Source organism: Propionivibrio sp. (assembly GCF_017995515.1).
Lineage (GTDB): Bacteria > Pseudomonadota > Gammaproteobacteria > Burkholderiales > Rhodocyclaceae > Propionivibrio.
Genome location: NZ_JAGOIT010000032.1, coordinates 1 through 14,877 on the forward strand (window position 1 = coordinate 1; position 14,877 = coordinate 14,877).

The window sequence follows — 14,877 nt, forward strand, 5'->3', positions numbered from 1 at the left end:
TCAGCTGATAGAACGGGCTGTTGAAGCTGACCGGAACGCGCTTGAAGGCGACGTCGGCGGGCAGCTTCGCCGCCCATTTCCTGACCAGCGGGTTGAGGTCGCTGCAGTGCGGGCAGGCGTAGGAGAAAAACTCGACGACCTCGATCCTGGCCGGGTTGTCGACCTGCAGCGCCGGCTTGATCTCGGCGAAGTCGACGCCGGCCGCGAGCTGCGCCTGCGCCGGCAGGGCGAGCGCCAGCAGGCTGACGAAAGCGAAGGTGTAGGCGGCGAGACGCCCGATAAGCGTTTTCTTCATGGGTGTTCCTTAATCCTTCTTCACGATGTTGGCTTCGATACCCTGGCTGGAGAGTTCGGAGCGCATGCTGTTGACTTCGTCCTGTTTCTTGAACGGACCAAGGCGGACGCGATACCAGACCTTGTCCTGCAGCATTACCTGCTGCACCGACGCCTCTGCTCCCATCAACGCCAGCTTGGCTTTCTGGTTGTCAGCGTCGGCGGCGTTCTGGAAGGAACCGGTCTGCAGATACACGGGCTCCTTGAGCGCACCTTCCTTGGCCTGTTTCTCCTTCTCGGCATCCGACTGCTTCTGCGCCGTTTGGTTCGGGTCGGCGGTGGCCGGATCGGGGATCGCGTCGGCGTTGCCGGGCAGGATCTTGTAGAAGTCGAAGCGCGGCTTGCCGTCGTCGGCCGCGGTCGGTGCGGGAACCGGATCGCCGGGCTTGCCGGGCAGGGCCATCGGGGCGGGCGAGCCGCCGTTAGCGTCGGCAGGAATTGCGGTGGACGGACGCTGGCCCTTGTCGGCGAACGGCGTCGGCGCCTTGTTGATGTACCAGACGACGCCGGCGGCGGCGACAACGCCGATGACCAGACCGAGGAACAGGCCGATCAGCGTACCGCCATTCGATTTCTTCCGGTTGCTCGACGAGCGGCTCTTCCGGGGTTTCATGTCACGACTCATGGGGTCTCTCAGATTCTTACATCGATTGCGGGCAGCTGACGCCGAGGATGGCCAGGCCGTTGCGGATGACCTGGCGCACCGCGCCGGCGAGCGCGATACGCGCTTCCTTGAGCGCGACGTCGTCGACGAGCATGCGCTCGGCGTTGTAGTAGCTGTGGAATTCGGCGGCGAGGTCCTTGAGGTAGAAGGCGACTGCGTGCGGCGCAAGCTCGCGCGCCGCCGATTCGATGACTTCCGGGAACTCGCTGAGCTTGGCGGCGACCGCCAGTTCGTACGGGCTGGTGAGCAGCGCCAGATCGGCCTTGTCCAGGGTCGCCTCGTCGCCGTCCCACTGCGCGAAGATCGAGCACAGGCGGGCGTGCGCGTACTGGATGTAATAGACCGGGTTATCGTTGGTCTGGCTCTTGGCGAGGTCGAGGTCGAAGTCGAGGTGCTGGTCGGACTTGCGCAACACGTAGAAGAAGCGACAGGCGTCGTTGCCGACCTCGTCGCGCAGCGTGCGCAGCGTAACGAACTCGCCCGAGCGCGTCGACATCGATGCCTTCTGCCCGTTGCGGTAGAGCACGGCGAACTGCACCAGCGCCACGTCGAGCACGTCCGGGTCGAGTTCAAGCGCGGCGAGCGCGCCCTTGACGCGCGGAATGTAGCCGTGGTGGTCGGCGCCCCAGATGTTGATGACGCGCTCGAAGCCGCGCTCGTACTTGTTCAGGTGATAGGCGATGTCCGACGCGAAGTAGGTGTACAGACCGTTGTCGCGCTGCACGACACGGTCCTTCTCGTCGCCGAAAGCGGTCGACTTGAACCACTTGGCGCCGTTCTGCTCGTAGAGGTGGCCGGCTTTCTCCAGACGGTCGACGCAGCGCGCGACGAGGCCGGTGTCGAACAGCGACTTCTCCGAGAACCAGACCTCGAAATGCACGCCGAACTCCTCGAGGTCGCTGCGGCAGTCCTCCAGCTGTTCGGTCAACACATGGTTGTGCACGTAGTCCCATTCCTCGCCGAGCAGTTCTTTCGCGCGCGCGATCACCGCATCGAGGTGGGCTTCGCGCTGTGCCTTGGCTTCATCATCGGCGCGTTCTGCGTCGGGCAGGCCGGGCGTGCCGTCGAGCACGGCGGTGTGCGGGCGGACCAGCTTGTCGCCGTGCGCGATCTTCATCTGCTCGGCCATGTCGCGCACGTAGTCGCCCTGGTAGGCGTTCGGCGGGAAGGGCACGGTGATGCCGTAGAGGTCGAGGTAGCGCAGCCAGCAGGAGACGGCCAGGATGTCCATCTGCCGGCCGGCGTCGTTCACGTAGTACTCGCGCGTCACGTCCCAGCCGGCGTAGGCGAGCAGGCTGGAGAGGCTGGCACCGTACGCCGCGCCACGGCCGTGGCCGACGTGCAGCGGACCGGTCGGGTTGGCCGAGACGAACTCGACCTGCACCTTCTTCTTGCCGCCGGCGGTCGAGCGGCCAAACGTCGCACCCTGCGCCAGTACGCTGCGCACGACGTCAAGCTTGGCCGCCGGCAGCAGGTGGAAATTGATGAAGCCGGCGCCGGCGATCTCGGTCTTTCCGACGAAAGGCGACTTCGGAATCTCCGAGAGCAGCAGCTGCGCCAGCTCGCGCGGATTGCGCTTCATCGCACGTGCCAGTTGCATGGCGAGGTTGCAGGCGAAGTCGCCGTGCGCGGCCTGTTTCGGACGTTCGAGGACGATCGACGTGTCGGCCTGGTCCGGTGCGACGCTCATCAATGCGGCGCGCATCAGGTCGGAAAGATGGGTCTTGATGTCGTGGGTCATCTTGGTGCTTTGTCTTGAAAATGGGGCAATTGGCGATTATACGACGCGTGCGCAGGCGGCGCGGCAACCGATGCGCGCGTCGGGATCAGGCGACGGTGCCTTCGCCGGCAACGGCTTCCGGCTTGATGCGCACGGCCCACATGACGCCGGCAATCAGGAGGCCGATTCCGAGCAGCGTCGTCGTTTCGGGCCACGTGCCGCGCAGGATGAAGGCGTAGGCGAGCGCGGCGAGCGTCTCGAAGACGATCAACTGCCCGGCGAGCGCCGTCGGCAGGCGCTGGCTCGATTCGTTCCAGCACAGGGTGCCGAGCCATGAGGCGAAGAGGCCGATGGCGACCATCAGGCCGACGAAGGTGTCGGGGCGCAGGCCGAAAGGCATCGGAAACGGGTCGCCGCGCAGCGCCATCGTCGCCCAGAGGAGCGCATAACCGACGAACGCCAGCGGCAGCGTGGCGATGCCTTGCGCAGTGGCCCAGGTGGTCGGGCTGCGTCCGGGGTGATTGCGCAGCCAGTCGGCGTTGCGCAGCGGGTACCAGGTCCAGCAGACGAGGGCGGCGATGGCGAACAGCACGCCGGTGGCGTAGCGGGTAGGGTCGGCACCGGTCGATTGCGCGAGGGCGTTGAGCTCGACGTGATTGACGCAAGCGATTCCCGCGCCGATCAATGCTAGCGATGGCGCGAGCTTGCGCCAGGGCAGTTTGCCGTCGCGCTGGACGTTGCGCCGGTTGGCGGTGATGGCGATGACGACGGGCAAGGTGCCGATGATCATCGTCGGCAACGGCCCGCCGGCGCGCTGGATGGCGCTGGCGAGGCACAGGTAGTAGAGCAGGTTGCCGACGGCGGCGAGCTTGAGCGCTTCCTTCCAGTCGGCGCGCGACAGCTGGCTCAAGCGACGGCGGTCGAGCCAGGCGAGCGGCAAGGCGATCAGGCCGAAGGCGAGATAGCGGCCGACCGATTGCAGGACGGGCGGGTACTCCGGCAAGAGCAGCGGGCTGACGAAGACCAGCCCCCACATCATGCCGGCGATCAGGGCGTAGATGATGCCGACGAACATTGGATGCTTCCGGTGTTTTCAATGCGAGGCGAGAGTCTAGCCGGAGTTTGGCCGGAGTCCAGCCTGATTTGCCGATGCGATCCGCTACACTGATGGCATTCGTCCTGGTTATTGGCAAAGGAGTCGGCGGTGATCGTTCTAGTGACAGGTGCAAGTTCCGGGTTCGGCGCGGCGATGGCGCGCCGTTTTGTCCAGCAGGGTCATCGCGTGATCGCCGCCGCACGGCGCAGCGAGCGCCTGGCCGATCTGCACGGCGAGCTGGGCGATGCGCTGTTGCCGGTGACGCTGGACGTGACCGACAAGGCGTCGATCACTGCGGCGCTGGCGGGCCTGCCGGCGGCGTGGAAACCGATCGACGTGCTGATCAACAACGCCGGCCTCGCGCTCGGTACCGAGCCGGCGCATCTTGCCGCGCTCGACGAGTGGGAAACGATGATCGCCACCAACACCACGGGGCTGGTCACGATGACGCGCGCCTTACTGCCGGAAATGGTCGCGCGCGGCAGCGGGCTCGTCATCAACATCGGTTCGATCGCCGGCGATACGCCGTATCCGGGCGGCAACGTCTATGGCGCGACCAAGGCCTTCGTCGATCAATTCACGCGTAATCTGCGTGCCGATCTGGTCGGTACCGGCGTGCGCGCCACCAACCTCGCACCCGGTCTGTGCGGCGGCACCGAGTTCTCGAACGTGCGCTTTCGCGGCAACGACGAGGCGGCGGCGAAAGTCTATGCCGGGACGGTGCCGCTGACCGCCGACGACGTGGCCGAAGCCGCGTACTGGGTGGCGACGCTGCCGCCGCATGTGAACATCAACAAGATCGAGATGATGCCGACCTGCCAGGGCTACGGCTCGCTCAACATCAAGCGCGATATTTCGCTTTGAGCTACTGCCCGAAGTAACGTCCGGGGCGGTGGTTGATCGCCAGCACCATGTTGAGTACGAGCGCGCCGAGTATCGACAGCGCGACGCGCGTTGGTTCGACGATGGCCAGCGCGGCGCAGACGATGAAGCCGTCGGCGATCATCTGCAGCGTGCCGGCGCTCCAGCCGCGCTTCTTCTGCAGGTAGATCGCCATCACGCCGAGTCCGCCGAGACTCGCGCGGTGACGGACGAGCATCAGCAGCCCGGCGCCGGCGAGCAGGCCGCCGATGACCGCAGCAAAGACGGGATGGATGCTCTCGATGTGGATCCAGCGCGGCAGCACCTCGCTGTAGAGCGAGAGCAGCGCGACGGCGGCAAAGGTCTTCAACGTGAAGGCGCGGCCAAGCGCGAGCAGCCCGAAGATGTAGAACGGGATGTTGATCAGGAAATACAAAAGCCCGAACGAAACGTCGCTCGCGTAGTGCCCGAGGAAAGCCAGCCCCGCCGTGCCGCCGGTGAGCAGGCCGGCATGGCGGAAGAGCACGATGGCGAAGGCGAAGAGCAGGGTGCCGGAAACGAGCGCCTGGATGTCTTCGAACAGGCTGTGGTCGGAAGCGGTGGTCATGGCTGAGTGCGGAGTCGGTGGATAAACGAACGGCCGCCTGTGCGGGCGGCCGTGCCTGGGCGAAGAAAGGTGCAGTGCCTACATGCCGAGGTAGGCCTTCTTCACGTCCTCGTTGCTCAGCAGGTTCTCGGCCTTGTCTTCGAGCGTGATCGCGCCGTTCTCCATGACGTAGCCGCGGTGCGCGATCTTCAGTGCCTGGTTGGCGTTCTGTTCGACGAGGAAGACCGTCGTGTTGCTCTCGACGTTGATCTTTTTGACGATCTCGAAGATCTGCTTGATGATCAGCGGCGCGAGGCCGAGCGATGGCTCGTCGAGCAGGAGCAGCGACGGCCGCGCGAGCAGCGCGCGCGAGATGGCGAGCATCTGCTGTTCGCCGCCGGAGAGCGTGCCGCCGGCCTGCTGGCGACGCTGTTCGAGGATCGGGAAGCGTTCGAAGACGTAGTCGATGTCCGACTTGATCGCCGCCTTGTCGTTGCGCATGTAGGCGCCCATTTCCAGGTTCTCGAGCACGCTCATCTGCGGGAAGATGTGGCGGCCTTCGGGTACCTGGCAGATGCCGAGGCTGACGATCTTCTCGGCCGACAGGTTCTGGATCGGCTGGCCGCGGAAGACAATCTCGCCGTGGCGCGGCGGCGTGACGCCGCAGATCGACATCAGCGTCGTACTTTTGCCGGCACCGTTGGCGCCGATCAGCGTGACGATCTCGCCCTCGTTGATCGTCAGCGAGACGTTCTTGAGCGCCTGGATGTTGCCGTAGTAGGTCTGGATGTTGCGTACTTCAAGCATGGGCTTCCTCACCGAGATAGGCCTCGATCACCTTTGGATTTTCCTTGATCTCGCGCGGCGTGCCCTGGGCGATCTCCTTGCCGTACTCGACGACGTAGATGCGGTCCGAGATGCTCATGACGAGCTTCATGTCGTGCTCGATCAGCAGGATGGAGACTTTCTCCTCGGCCCGGATGCGTACGATCAGTTCGTCGAGTTCGTGCGTCTCGTGCGGATTCATTCCGGCCGCCGGTTCGTCGAGTAGCAGCAGGAAGGGATCGGTCGCCAGCGCGCGGGCGATCTCCAGGCGGCGCTGGGCGCCGTAGGAGAGGTTGCTGGAAAACTCGTCGGCGACGTCGGCGAGACCGACCTTCTCAAGCAGGCGGTAAGCCTTCTCGACCGTTTCCTTCTCCTCGCGCTTCGCTTTCGGCGTGCTCAGGATGGCGTCGAGGATGCTCGTGCGTGTACGGCAGTGGCAGCCGATCATCACGTTCTCCAGCACCGTCATCGCCGGGAACAGGCGGATGTTCTGGAAGGTGCGCGCCATGCCGAGCGCGGTGATGCTGTTCGGCTTCATGCCGTTCAGCTTGCGGCTCTTGCCGGTCGGCGGGTGGATCGTCACCTGGCCGTGCGTCGGCGTGTAGATGCCGGTGACGCAGTTGAAGAAGGTCGTCTTGCCGGCGCCGTTCGGGCCGATCAGGGCGACAATCTCGCCCTCAAAAATATCGAGACTGACGTTGTCGATGGCGCGCAGGCCACCGAACTCCATGCTCAGGTTGCTGACCTCGAGCAGCTTCTTGGCGTTACTTGCTGCCATCGGTTTTCCCCTTCTTCACAGCACTGAGATCGTATTTGCGGCGCATGTTGCTGATCAGGCCCTGCGGACGGAAGATCATCATCAGCACCATGACGGCGCCGAAGACCAGCATGCGGTATTCGGCGAAGGTGCGCAGGTACTCGGGCAGGAGCTTCAGGGCGAGCGAGGCGATGATCACGCCGAGGATCGAACCCATGCCGCCGAGCACGACCATTGCCAGGATCATGGCCGAGTCCATGAAGGTGAAGCTGTCCGGGTTGATGAAGCTGTTGTGCGCGGCGAAGATGACGCCGACGAGACCGGCCCAGAAGGCGCCGAGCGCGTAGGCTGAGAGTTTGGTGCGCGCCATGTCGACGCCCATCGCGACGCAGGCGATTTCATCCTCACGCAGCGCCATCCAGGCGCGGCCGATGCGCGAGTTCTTCAGGCGGGTGGTGACGAGGATCGTGATGCCGACCAGCGCGAGCACGATGTAGTAGCTGTAGACCGCCTTCTGCCGGCCGTCGAGCGCCATGCCGAAGAGTTCGGGGCGCGGGATGTTGGCGATGCCGGCGGCACCGCCGAAGACCGTGTCCCAGTTCTCCAGCACGATCTTGGTGATCGAGGCGAAGCCGAGGGTGACGATGGCCAGATAGTCGCCGCGCAGGCGCAGGATCGGGAAGCCGAGGACGATGCCGAACAGCATGCCCATCAATCCGCCGAGCGGCAGGCAGGTCCAGAAGCCGAGGTCGAAGTTCTTGGAGAGCAACGCGTAGGTGTAGGAACCGACGGCGAAGAAGGCGATGTAGCCGAGGTCGAGCAGGCCGGCGAGGCCGACCGTGATATTGAGGCCGAGACCGAGGACGACGAAGATCAGCGCGCTGACCATCACGTTCACGTGGTAGAAGTTCGTCCCGGTCGAGACCAGCCACGGGAAGGCGAGACCGATCGCCGCGGCGACGAGCAAGAGCCGTTTGCTGAGCACCGGATCATCAGCCAGTCGCTGCGCAAAGGTGACCTTCTCGACCGCCGGCTGGGCGGCGGCCTTGTCGGCTTCACGCCGAGCGGCGCGCCGCTCGGTCGAGAACTGCCAGAGCCAGGCCAGGGCGAAGGAGCACACGCCGACCCACAACATATTCGACCAGCGCCATTCGACTTCGTTGTTGATCGTATTGACCCGGACCACCATCAGCGGCAGGGTGAGAAACATGAACCAGAGACTGATTCCGATGGAGCGTTTCAGGTGAGCCATAGCCTTACACTTTCTGTTTGACTGCTTTGCCTAGCAGGCCGGCGGGACGCAGGATGAGGATCAGGACCAGCAGGCCGAAGGCGAACACGTCTTCGTAGGCGCTCGAGATGTAGCCGGCGCCGAGCGTTTCCGCGATGCCGAGGACCAGGCCGCCGAGCACGGCGCCGGGAACGTTGCCGATGCCGCCGAGCACGGCCGCGGTGAAGGCCTTCAAGCCGGCCATGAAGCCGATGGCGCTGTTGATCTGGCCGGTGCGCGAGGCGATCAGCACGCCGCCGATCGCGGCCAGCACCGAACCGATGATGAAGGTGGCCGAGATGACGCGGTCGACGTTGATGCCGACCAGCCGCGCCATCACCTGATCCTGCTGCGTCGCGCGCATCGCCTTGCCGATCCTGGTGTATTTGATGAGCACGGTCAGCGCGGTCATCGTTACTGCGGTGACGGCGAGGATGACGACGTCGACGGAACTCATGTAGCGGGAAATCGGCTCAAGGAACTCGAAGTCGGTAACCAGTTCCGGGAAGGGGAGAAAGTCCGGCGTCTGCGCCAATTGGACGTAGTTCATCAGGAAGATCGAGGCGCCGATCGCGCTGATCAGCGGCGACAGGCGCGGCGCCTTGCGCAGCGGACGGTAGGCGATCTTCTCGAGCGTATAACCGTAGGCCGCGGCATAGATGACGGCGACGATGGCGGCCAGCACGAGCACGGACATGCCGCTGTAACCGGTGAGCGTCATGATGCCGGCGACGATGAAGGCGACGAAGGCGCCGATCATGTACACCTCGCCGTGGGCGAAGTTGATGAGCTGGATGATGCCGTACACCATGGTGTAGCCGAGGGCGATCAGGGCATAGATGCTGCCCTTGACCACGCCGCCGCATAGCAACTCGAACAAATACTCAAAATCCATGGATAGACCGTTATCAATTGAGATGGATAAACCGGAGGCAATCATTGCAGGACCGTTCGATGGTCTGCAATCAGTGGCGACGAAGACGCCGCCCGGCCAGATTCAAAATTAAAAAAACCGGGAGAAGGTCTCAGACCCTCTCCCGGCGGGTGCTCGTAGCTTTCCCGGTCTTTACTTGACCTCGGCGAACGCGCCGCCCTTGACCTGGTAGATCGAGAAGCCTACGCCTTCGGCATCGCCCTTGGCGTCGAACTTGATCTTGCCGACCGAGGTGTCGACCGCGCTGGTTTTCAGCGCCTTGCCCAGCGCTTCGTAGTCGGTGCCGTTGGCGACCTTGATCGCGTTCAGCGCGGCGAGCGTGGCGGCGTAAGCCTGGTCGAAGAAGGTGCCCGGCTCCTTGCCGAACTTCGTTTTGTAGTCAGCGTGGGCCTTGGCGTTCAGCGGGAACTTGGTGACGTCCATCGGGCCCGTTGCGTAGACGCCTTCGGCGTCCTTGCCGGCGATCTTCAGGAAGCCGTCGCCCTTGAGGCCGTCCGGACCGATGAACGGAACCTTGATCTTCTTCTTGTTCATCAGCGACAGCAGCTTCGAGGCTTCCGGATGGTAGCCGCCGAAGATCAGCGCGTCGGCGCCTTCCGAGCGCAGCTTCTGGATCACCGCCGAGTAGTCCATGGCGCCCGGCTGGATGCCTTCGTACATGACGACCTTGGCCTTGCCGCCCTTTTCGATCGCTTCCTTGCAGAAGTCGGCGAAGCCCTTGCCGTAGTCGCCCTTGTCGTGAATGATCGCGATCTTCTTGGCGTTCAGCTTGTCGGTGGCGAAGGCTGCGGCGAGCACGGCCTGGTCATCGTCCGGAGCGATCGTACGGTAGAAGTTCGGGTATTCGCCAGCCTTGGTCAGCGGCGGATTGGTCGCCGAGGGGCTGATGGCGATGATCTTGGCGTCCTTGTAGATGCCCATCGCGGCCTTGGTGGCGCCGGAACAGACGTGGCCGATCACGATATTGACGCCTTCGGAAACCAGCTTGGTCGCGACGTTGGTCGCGATTTCGGGTTTGCACTGGTCGTCGACGATCATCAGCTCGACCTTCTTGCCGTTGACGCCGCCGGCGGCGTTGATGTCGGCAACGACCATCTCGGCAGCGTCCTTGCTCGGCAGGCCGTAAGGTGCCAGGTCGCCGGAGTGCGGGCCGGCGACGCCGAGCTTGATGACGTCAGCGGCGGAGGCCGGCAGCGAGAATGCCGATGCAACGAGTGCGGCGGCGGCGAGTTTGACGAATGTCGACTTATGCATTGATAAAGCCTCCTTCAGATTGGTTCAGATGGGAAGTGATTGGACCAAAAAACCGGTTGACGTTAGTGGAATTCAGCCTTTCGGTCAAGGAAAAACCGTTTGTTTTCAGGCCCCGAAGCCCGCACCAGTACTGAGCTTCCGGCGTCACAGGCACCAAGAATGTGCGCCGGAAAAGCCGATCGATGAAGCTGGCATTTCCTTTGCAATTCGGCGCGGCCTGCCTTTCCGGTGCTTTTGTCACAAACGATGCGGCCGATATCAAGCAATTGCAGTGCCAGTTCGGTGCGGTCGTCGAGGAAGTGGCCCAATCGACGCGGGAATGTCTATATTGAAAGCGAGTGGGCGGTTGTCGCAGTTCGCAGCCTTTTCTGAAGCAGGGTGTCCAATCCGGAGAGAGGAGAACAACATGCGCAAACTGTTGGTTGCAGTGGATGGTTCGCAGCACTCGGATCATGCCGTTCTGTTTGCCGTCAATTTCGTCAAGGAGCATGGGCCGGTCGAGATTCACCTGATCAATGTCGAGCCCAAACCGGTCGCCTGGCAGACACGCGGCATGGAACCGGAGTCGATACGCGCACATCTGGCGACGCTGTCGCACGAGACGATGCGCTCGGCACACGACATCCTCAAGGCCGCCGACATCTCGTGCCGCATGCACGCGCGCATCGGCGACGTGGCGGAAGAGGTGGTCACGCAGGCCGAAAAGCTGGGCTGCGATACCATCATTCTCGGTACGCGCGGTCTCGGCGCCATCGCCGGGTTTTCGCTCGGCTCGATCTCGCGCAAGGTGCTGCATCTATCGCATCTGCCGGTGATCTGCGTCAAGTAGCGAAGCGATCCGCCGGGTTTGCTGGCCGCGCCGATCCGCGCGGCCAGCGCATTTGCCAGTGGCGCATTCGAGGGCGGAGTGATTCGGGATAAACTCTCGCCTTTGCCATTTGTCCGGCGTCGCCTGCCTCGACTCGATCCCGCCCATGCGTCTTTTCCGTCTTGCCAAGATTCTCAGCGTCTCCAGCCGTTTCGGCCTCGACGAGATGATTCTCGAACACGAGCCGAGTGGCCGGCTGGCGGCGTTGTCGCGCATCTTCCATTTCTGGCGCCGCTTCGACAAGCCGCGTTCGGAACGCTTGCGTCTGGCGCTGGAAGCGCTGGGGCCGATCTTCGTCAAGTTCGGGCAGGTGTTGTCGACGCGGCGTGATCTGCTTCCGCTCGACATTGCCGACGAACTGGCCAAACTGCAGGACCGCGTGCCGCCGTTTCCGCCGGAACAAGCGTTGCAGCAGATCGAGGCAGCCTACGGCCGGCCGGCGAACGAGGTCTTCGCCGAGTTCGACCCGGTGCCGGTGGCCAGTGCCTCGGTTGCGCAGGTGCATTTCGCGCGCCTGCGTCCCGAGGACGGCGGACACGAGGTCGCGGTCAAGATCCTGCGTCCGAACATGCACGGCGTGATCGATCACGATCTGGCCTTGCTCGACACGATGGCCGGGCTGCTCGAGAAGATCTGGTCGGACGGCAAACGCCTGAAGCCGCGCGAGGTGGTCGCCGAGTTCGCCAAGTATCTGCACGACGAGCTCGACCTGATGCGTGAGGCGGCCAACTGCTCGCAGCTGCGGCGCAACTTTGCCGACTCGAAGCTGCTGTTGGTGCCGGAGGTCTTCTGGGACCACTGCACGACGACGGTGATGGTCATGGACCGCATGCGCGGTGTGCCGATCAGCCAGAAGGACGCGCTCGTCGCTTCTGGCGTCGACCTCTCGGCGCTGTCGAAGGCCGGCGTCGAGATTTTCTTCACGCAGGTTTTCCGCGACGGCTTCTTCCACGCCGACATGCACCCGGGCAACATCTTCGTCGCCATCGACGAAGCAAATCGCGGCAAGTACATCGCGCTCGACTTCGGCATCGTCGGCACGCTGACCGACGTCGACAAGAACTATCTGGCGCAGAACTTCCTCGCCTTCTTCCGCCGCGACTACAAGCGCGTGGCGATGGCGCACATCGAAGCCGGGTGGGCGCCGGCTGATACGCGCGTCGACGAGTTCGAGGCGGCGATCCGCGCCGTCTGCGAGCCGATCTTCGACCGGCCGATCAGCGAGATTTCCTTTGGTCGCGTGCTCTTGCGCCTGTTCCAGACCTCGCGCCGCTTCAATGTCGAGATCCAGCCACAGCTCTTCATGCTGCAGAAGACGCTCCTCAACATCGAAGGGCTCGGGCGGCAGCTCGATCCAAACCTCGACCTGTGGAAGACGGCCAAACCCTTCCTCGAACGCTGGATGAGCGAGCAGCTCGGCCCGCGCGCTTTCCTCAGGAACCTGCGGAACGAGGCGCCGAACTGGGCGCGCATCGTGCCGCAGTTCCCGCGTCTCGTGCATCAGGCGCTGACGCGCGAACCGGCGGCGGAACTCGCGCCCATCCTCGCCGAGCTTGCCCGCACGCAGCGCCTGCAGAACCGCTGGCTCGGCGTGATCGCCGTGTTGCTGGCGGCGCTGCTCGTCGTCCAGTACCTCTCCCTTTAGTCTTTGTCTCCCGGCGGGTCGACTCGTGCGGCCGGCCACCGTATTTCGCTTTTCAGGATTCAATGTCAGCCCTGCTCAATCCGCCGCAACGCGAAGCCATCCGCTATCTTGATGGCCCCCTGCTCGTACTCGCCGGCGCCGGTTCCGGCAAGACGCGCGTGATCACCCAGAAGATCGCCTACCTGATCCAGGAATGCGGCTTCAGCCCGTCGAACATCGCCGCCATCACCTTTACCAACAAGGCCGCGAAAGAAATGCAAGAGCGCGTCGGCCAACTACTCAAGGACAAACCAAGCGGACTCACCATTTCGACTTTCCACTCGCTCGGCGTGCGCATCCTGCGCGAGGAAGCCAAAGTGCTCGGCTACAAGCCGCGCTTCTCGATCTTCGACTCGACCGACTGCTACGGCATCATCGCCGACCTCTCGGGCAGCACCGACAAGGCGACGATCCGCCGCCTGCAGACGCTGATCTCGAACTGGAAGAACGCGCTCATTTCGCCCGACGTCGCCTTGAAGAACGTCGAGAACGAAACCGAGAAGCTCGCCGCGCTCGCCTACGCCAGCTATTCGGCGACGCTCAAGGCCTACCAGGCGGTCGATTTCGACGATCTCATTTCCTTGCCGGTCGAACTGTTCGACAAGCACCCTGAAGTGCTCGACAAATGGCAGAACCGCCTGCGCTACCTGCTCGTCGACGAGTACCAGGACACCAACGCCTGCCAGTACCGCCTGCTCAAGCAGCTCGCCGGGCCGCGCGCGGCGTTCACGGCGGTCGGCGACGACGACCAGGCGATCTACGGCTGGCGCGGCGCCGACATCGAGAACCTGCGCGGGTTGCCGCGCGACTATCCGAATCTCAAGCTGATCAAGCTCGAACAGAACTACCGCTCGACGGTGCGCATCCTCAAGGCGGCGAACGCCGTCATCGCGCACAACGAGAAGCTGTTCGACAAGAAGCTGTGGTCCGACCTCGGCCACGGCGACCCGATCACGGTGACCGTGTGCAAGGACAGCGAGAAGGAGGCCGAGCTCGTCGTCATGAAGCTGCAGGCGCACAAGTTCGAGCACCGCACCCGATTCTCCGACTACGCGATCCTCTACCGCGGCAACTTCCAGGCGCGCACGCTCGAACAGTTCCTGCGCGACCAGCGTGTGCCCTACCTGCTCTCGGGCGGGCAGTCGTTCTTCGACAAGGCCGAGATCAAGGACATCACCTCGTACCTGCGCCTCCTGGCGAACAACGACGACGACCCGGCCTTCATCCGCGCGGTGACGACGCCCAAGCGCGGCGTCGGCGGCGCGACGCTGGAGGCGCTCGGCACCTACGCCGGCGAGCGCCACATCTCGCTCTTTGCCGCCGCCTTCGAGGAAGGCTTCGCGCACCGCGTGCAGCCGCGCCAGCTCGGGCCGCTGCTCGAATTCTGCGAGTTCATCAATCGCATCGAGTATCGGGCGGCGAAGGAGCCGGTCGAGCAGGTGATGAACGACCTGCTCGCCGCCATCGGCTACGAAGCGTGGCTCAACGACGAGGACGACAAGCGCGCCGCGCTCACGCGCTGGAGCAACGTGCTGGAACTCGTCAAATGGCTGGCGCGTAAGGGCGAGGAAGACGGCAAGAACCTGATCGAGCTGACGCAGATGATCGCGCTGATCAACCTGCTCGACAAACAGGAAGGCGATGAGCGGCCCGATGCGGTACAGCTCTCGACGCTGCATGCCGCGAAGGGGCTGGAGTTCAAGCACGTCTTCCTGATCGGCGTCGAGGAGGGCGTGCTGCCGCACCGCGAGTCGATGGAGCCGGCGAAGATCGAGGAAGAGCGTCGCCTGATGTACGTCGGCATCACGCGTGCGCAGCGCTCGCTGCACATCAGCTACTCCGAGAAGCGCAAGCAGGGGCGCGAACTGATTCCTTGCGAGCCGTCGCGCTTCATCGCCGAGATGGGCAAGGACGATATCCGCTTTTCCGGCGGCAAGAGCGATGCACCGCCGGACAAGGCCAGCAGCTCAGCCCGTCTCCAGGCAATGAAGGCGATGCTCGCCGGCAAGCCGGGTTGAGCGTGGG

15 protein-coding genes are annotated in these 14,877 nt (G+C 63.9%); 5 read left to right on the top strand and 10 right to left on the bottom strand.

The window, feature by feature from the left end:
- From KBA32_RS07175 to KBA32_RS07190, 4 genes are all read right to left on the bottom strand, one after another.
- Positions 1-295, bottom strand: a 295-nt coding sequence (locus KBA32_RS07175; RefSeq protein WP_294356949.1) for a thioredoxin domain-containing protein, incomplete at its 3' end; no start/stop codon positions are given.
- A gap of 9 nt (positions 296-304) precedes the next feature.
- The gene (locus tag KBA32_RS07180; protein ID WP_294356951.1) at positions 305-946 is read right to left on the bottom strand and encodes an SPOR domain-containing protein; all 642 of its coding nucleotides are present in this window, start codon (positions 944-946) and stop codon (positions 305-307) included.
- Positions 947-974: 28 nt separating this feature from the next.
- Positions 975-2,738: an arginine--tRNA ligase gene (gene argS / locus KBA32_RS07185; protein ID WP_294356953.1), complete on the bottom strand. Its 1,764-nt coding sequence runs from the start codon at positions 2,736-2,738 to the stop codon at positions 975-977.
- Positions 2,739-2,823: 85 nt separating this feature from the next.
- The gene (locus tag KBA32_RS07190; RefSeq protein WP_294356955.1) at positions 2,824-3,792 is read right to left on the bottom strand and encodes a DMT family transporter; all 969 of its coding nucleotides are present in this window, start codon (positions 3,790-3,792) and stop codon (positions 2,824-2,826) included.
- 129 nt (positions 3,793-3,921) lie between these two features.
- Between KBA32_RS07190 and KBA32_RS07195 the strand changes: the two genes are divergently transcribed.
- Positions 3,922-4,677, top strand: a complete 756-nt coding sequence (locus KBA32_RS07195) for an SDR family NAD(P)-dependent oxidoreductase (protein WP_294356957.1) — start codon at positions 3,922-3,924, stop codon at positions 4,675-4,677.
- Position 4,678: 1 nt separating this feature from the next.
- Here KBA32_RS07195 and KBA32_RS07200 read toward each other — a convergent pair whose 3' ends face one another.
- The 6 genes from KBA32_RS07200 to KBA32_RS07225 form a co-directional block, all read right to left on the bottom strand.
- Complete coding sequence (locus tag KBA32_RS07200; protein WP_294356960.1) at positions 4,679-5,281, bottom strand: YitT family protein; 603 nt, start codon at positions 5,279-5,281, stop codon at positions 4,679-4,681.
- A gap of 78 nt (positions 5,282-5,359) precedes the next feature.
- Positions 5,360-6,067: an ABC transporter ATP-binding protein gene (locus KBA32_RS07205; RefSeq protein WP_294356962.1), complete on the bottom strand. Its 708-nt coding sequence runs from the start codon at positions 6,065-6,067 to the stop codon at positions 5,360-5,362.
- A complete protein-coding gene (locus KBA32_RS07210) occupies positions 6,060-6,863 on the bottom strand; it encodes an ABC transporter ATP-binding protein (protein WP_294356963.1) in 804 nt (267 codons plus the stop codon). The genes KBA32_RS07205 and KBA32_RS07210 overlap by 8 nt, the downstream gene beginning before the upstream one ends.
- The gene (locus tag KBA32_RS07215; protein ID WP_294356965.1) at positions 6,850-8,094 is read right to left on the bottom strand and encodes a high-affinity branched-chain amino acid ABC transporter permease LivM; all 1,245 of its coding nucleotides are present in this window, start codon (positions 8,092-8,094) and stop codon (positions 6,850-6,852) included. The genes KBA32_RS07210 and KBA32_RS07215 overlap by 14 nt, the downstream gene beginning before the upstream one ends.
- Positions 8,095-8,098: 4 nt before the next feature.
- Positions 8,099-9,007, bottom strand: a complete 909-nt coding sequence (locus KBA32_RS07220; RefSeq protein WP_294356967.1) for a branched-chain amino acid ABC transporter permease LivH — start codon at positions 9,005-9,007, stop codon at positions 8,099-8,101.
- A gap of 171 nt (positions 9,008-9,178) precedes the next feature.
- Positions 9,179-10,300, bottom strand: a complete 1,122-nt coding sequence (locus KBA32_RS07225) for a branched-chain amino acid ABC transporter substrate-binding protein (RefSeq protein WP_294356969.1) — start codon at positions 10,298-10,300, stop codon at positions 9,179-9,181.
- 182 nt (positions 10,301-10,482) lie between these two features.
- On the opposite strand from KBA32_RS07225, the gene KBA32_RS07230 reads away from it, so the two are divergent.
- The 4 genes from KBA32_RS07230 to KBA32_RS07245 all read left to right on the top strand — a co-directional run bounded on the left by KBA32_RS07230 (position 10,483) and on the right by KBA32_RS07245 (position 14,870).
- On the top strand, positions 10,483-10,632 hold the full coding sequence (locus tag KBA32_RS07230) for a hypothetical protein (RefSeq protein WP_294356971.1): 150 nt from the start codon (positions 10,483-10,485) through the stop codon (positions 10,630-10,632).
- 74 nt (positions 10,633-10,706) lie between these two features.
- Complete coding sequence (locus KBA32_RS07235; protein WP_294356972.1) at positions 10,707-11,129, top strand: universal stress protein; 423 nt, start codon at positions 10,707-10,709, stop codon at positions 11,127-11,129.
- Between the two features lie 145 nt (positions 11,130-11,274).
- The gene (gene ubiB, locus KBA32_RS07240) at positions 11,275-12,813 is read left to right on the top strand and encodes a ubiquinone biosynthesis regulatory protein kinase UbiB (RefSeq protein ID WP_294356974.1); all 1,539 of its coding nucleotides are present in this window, start codon (positions 11,275-11,277) and stop codon (positions 12,811-12,813) included.
- A 62-nt stretch (positions 12,814-12,875) separates the two neighbouring features.
- Positions 12,876-14,870, top strand: a complete 1,995-nt coding sequence (locus tag KBA32_RS07245; protein WP_294356977.1) for a UvrD-helicase domain-containing protein — start codon at positions 12,876-12,878, stop codon at positions 14,868-14,870.
- The last annotated feature ends 7 nt before the right edge of the window (positions 14,871-14,877 follow it).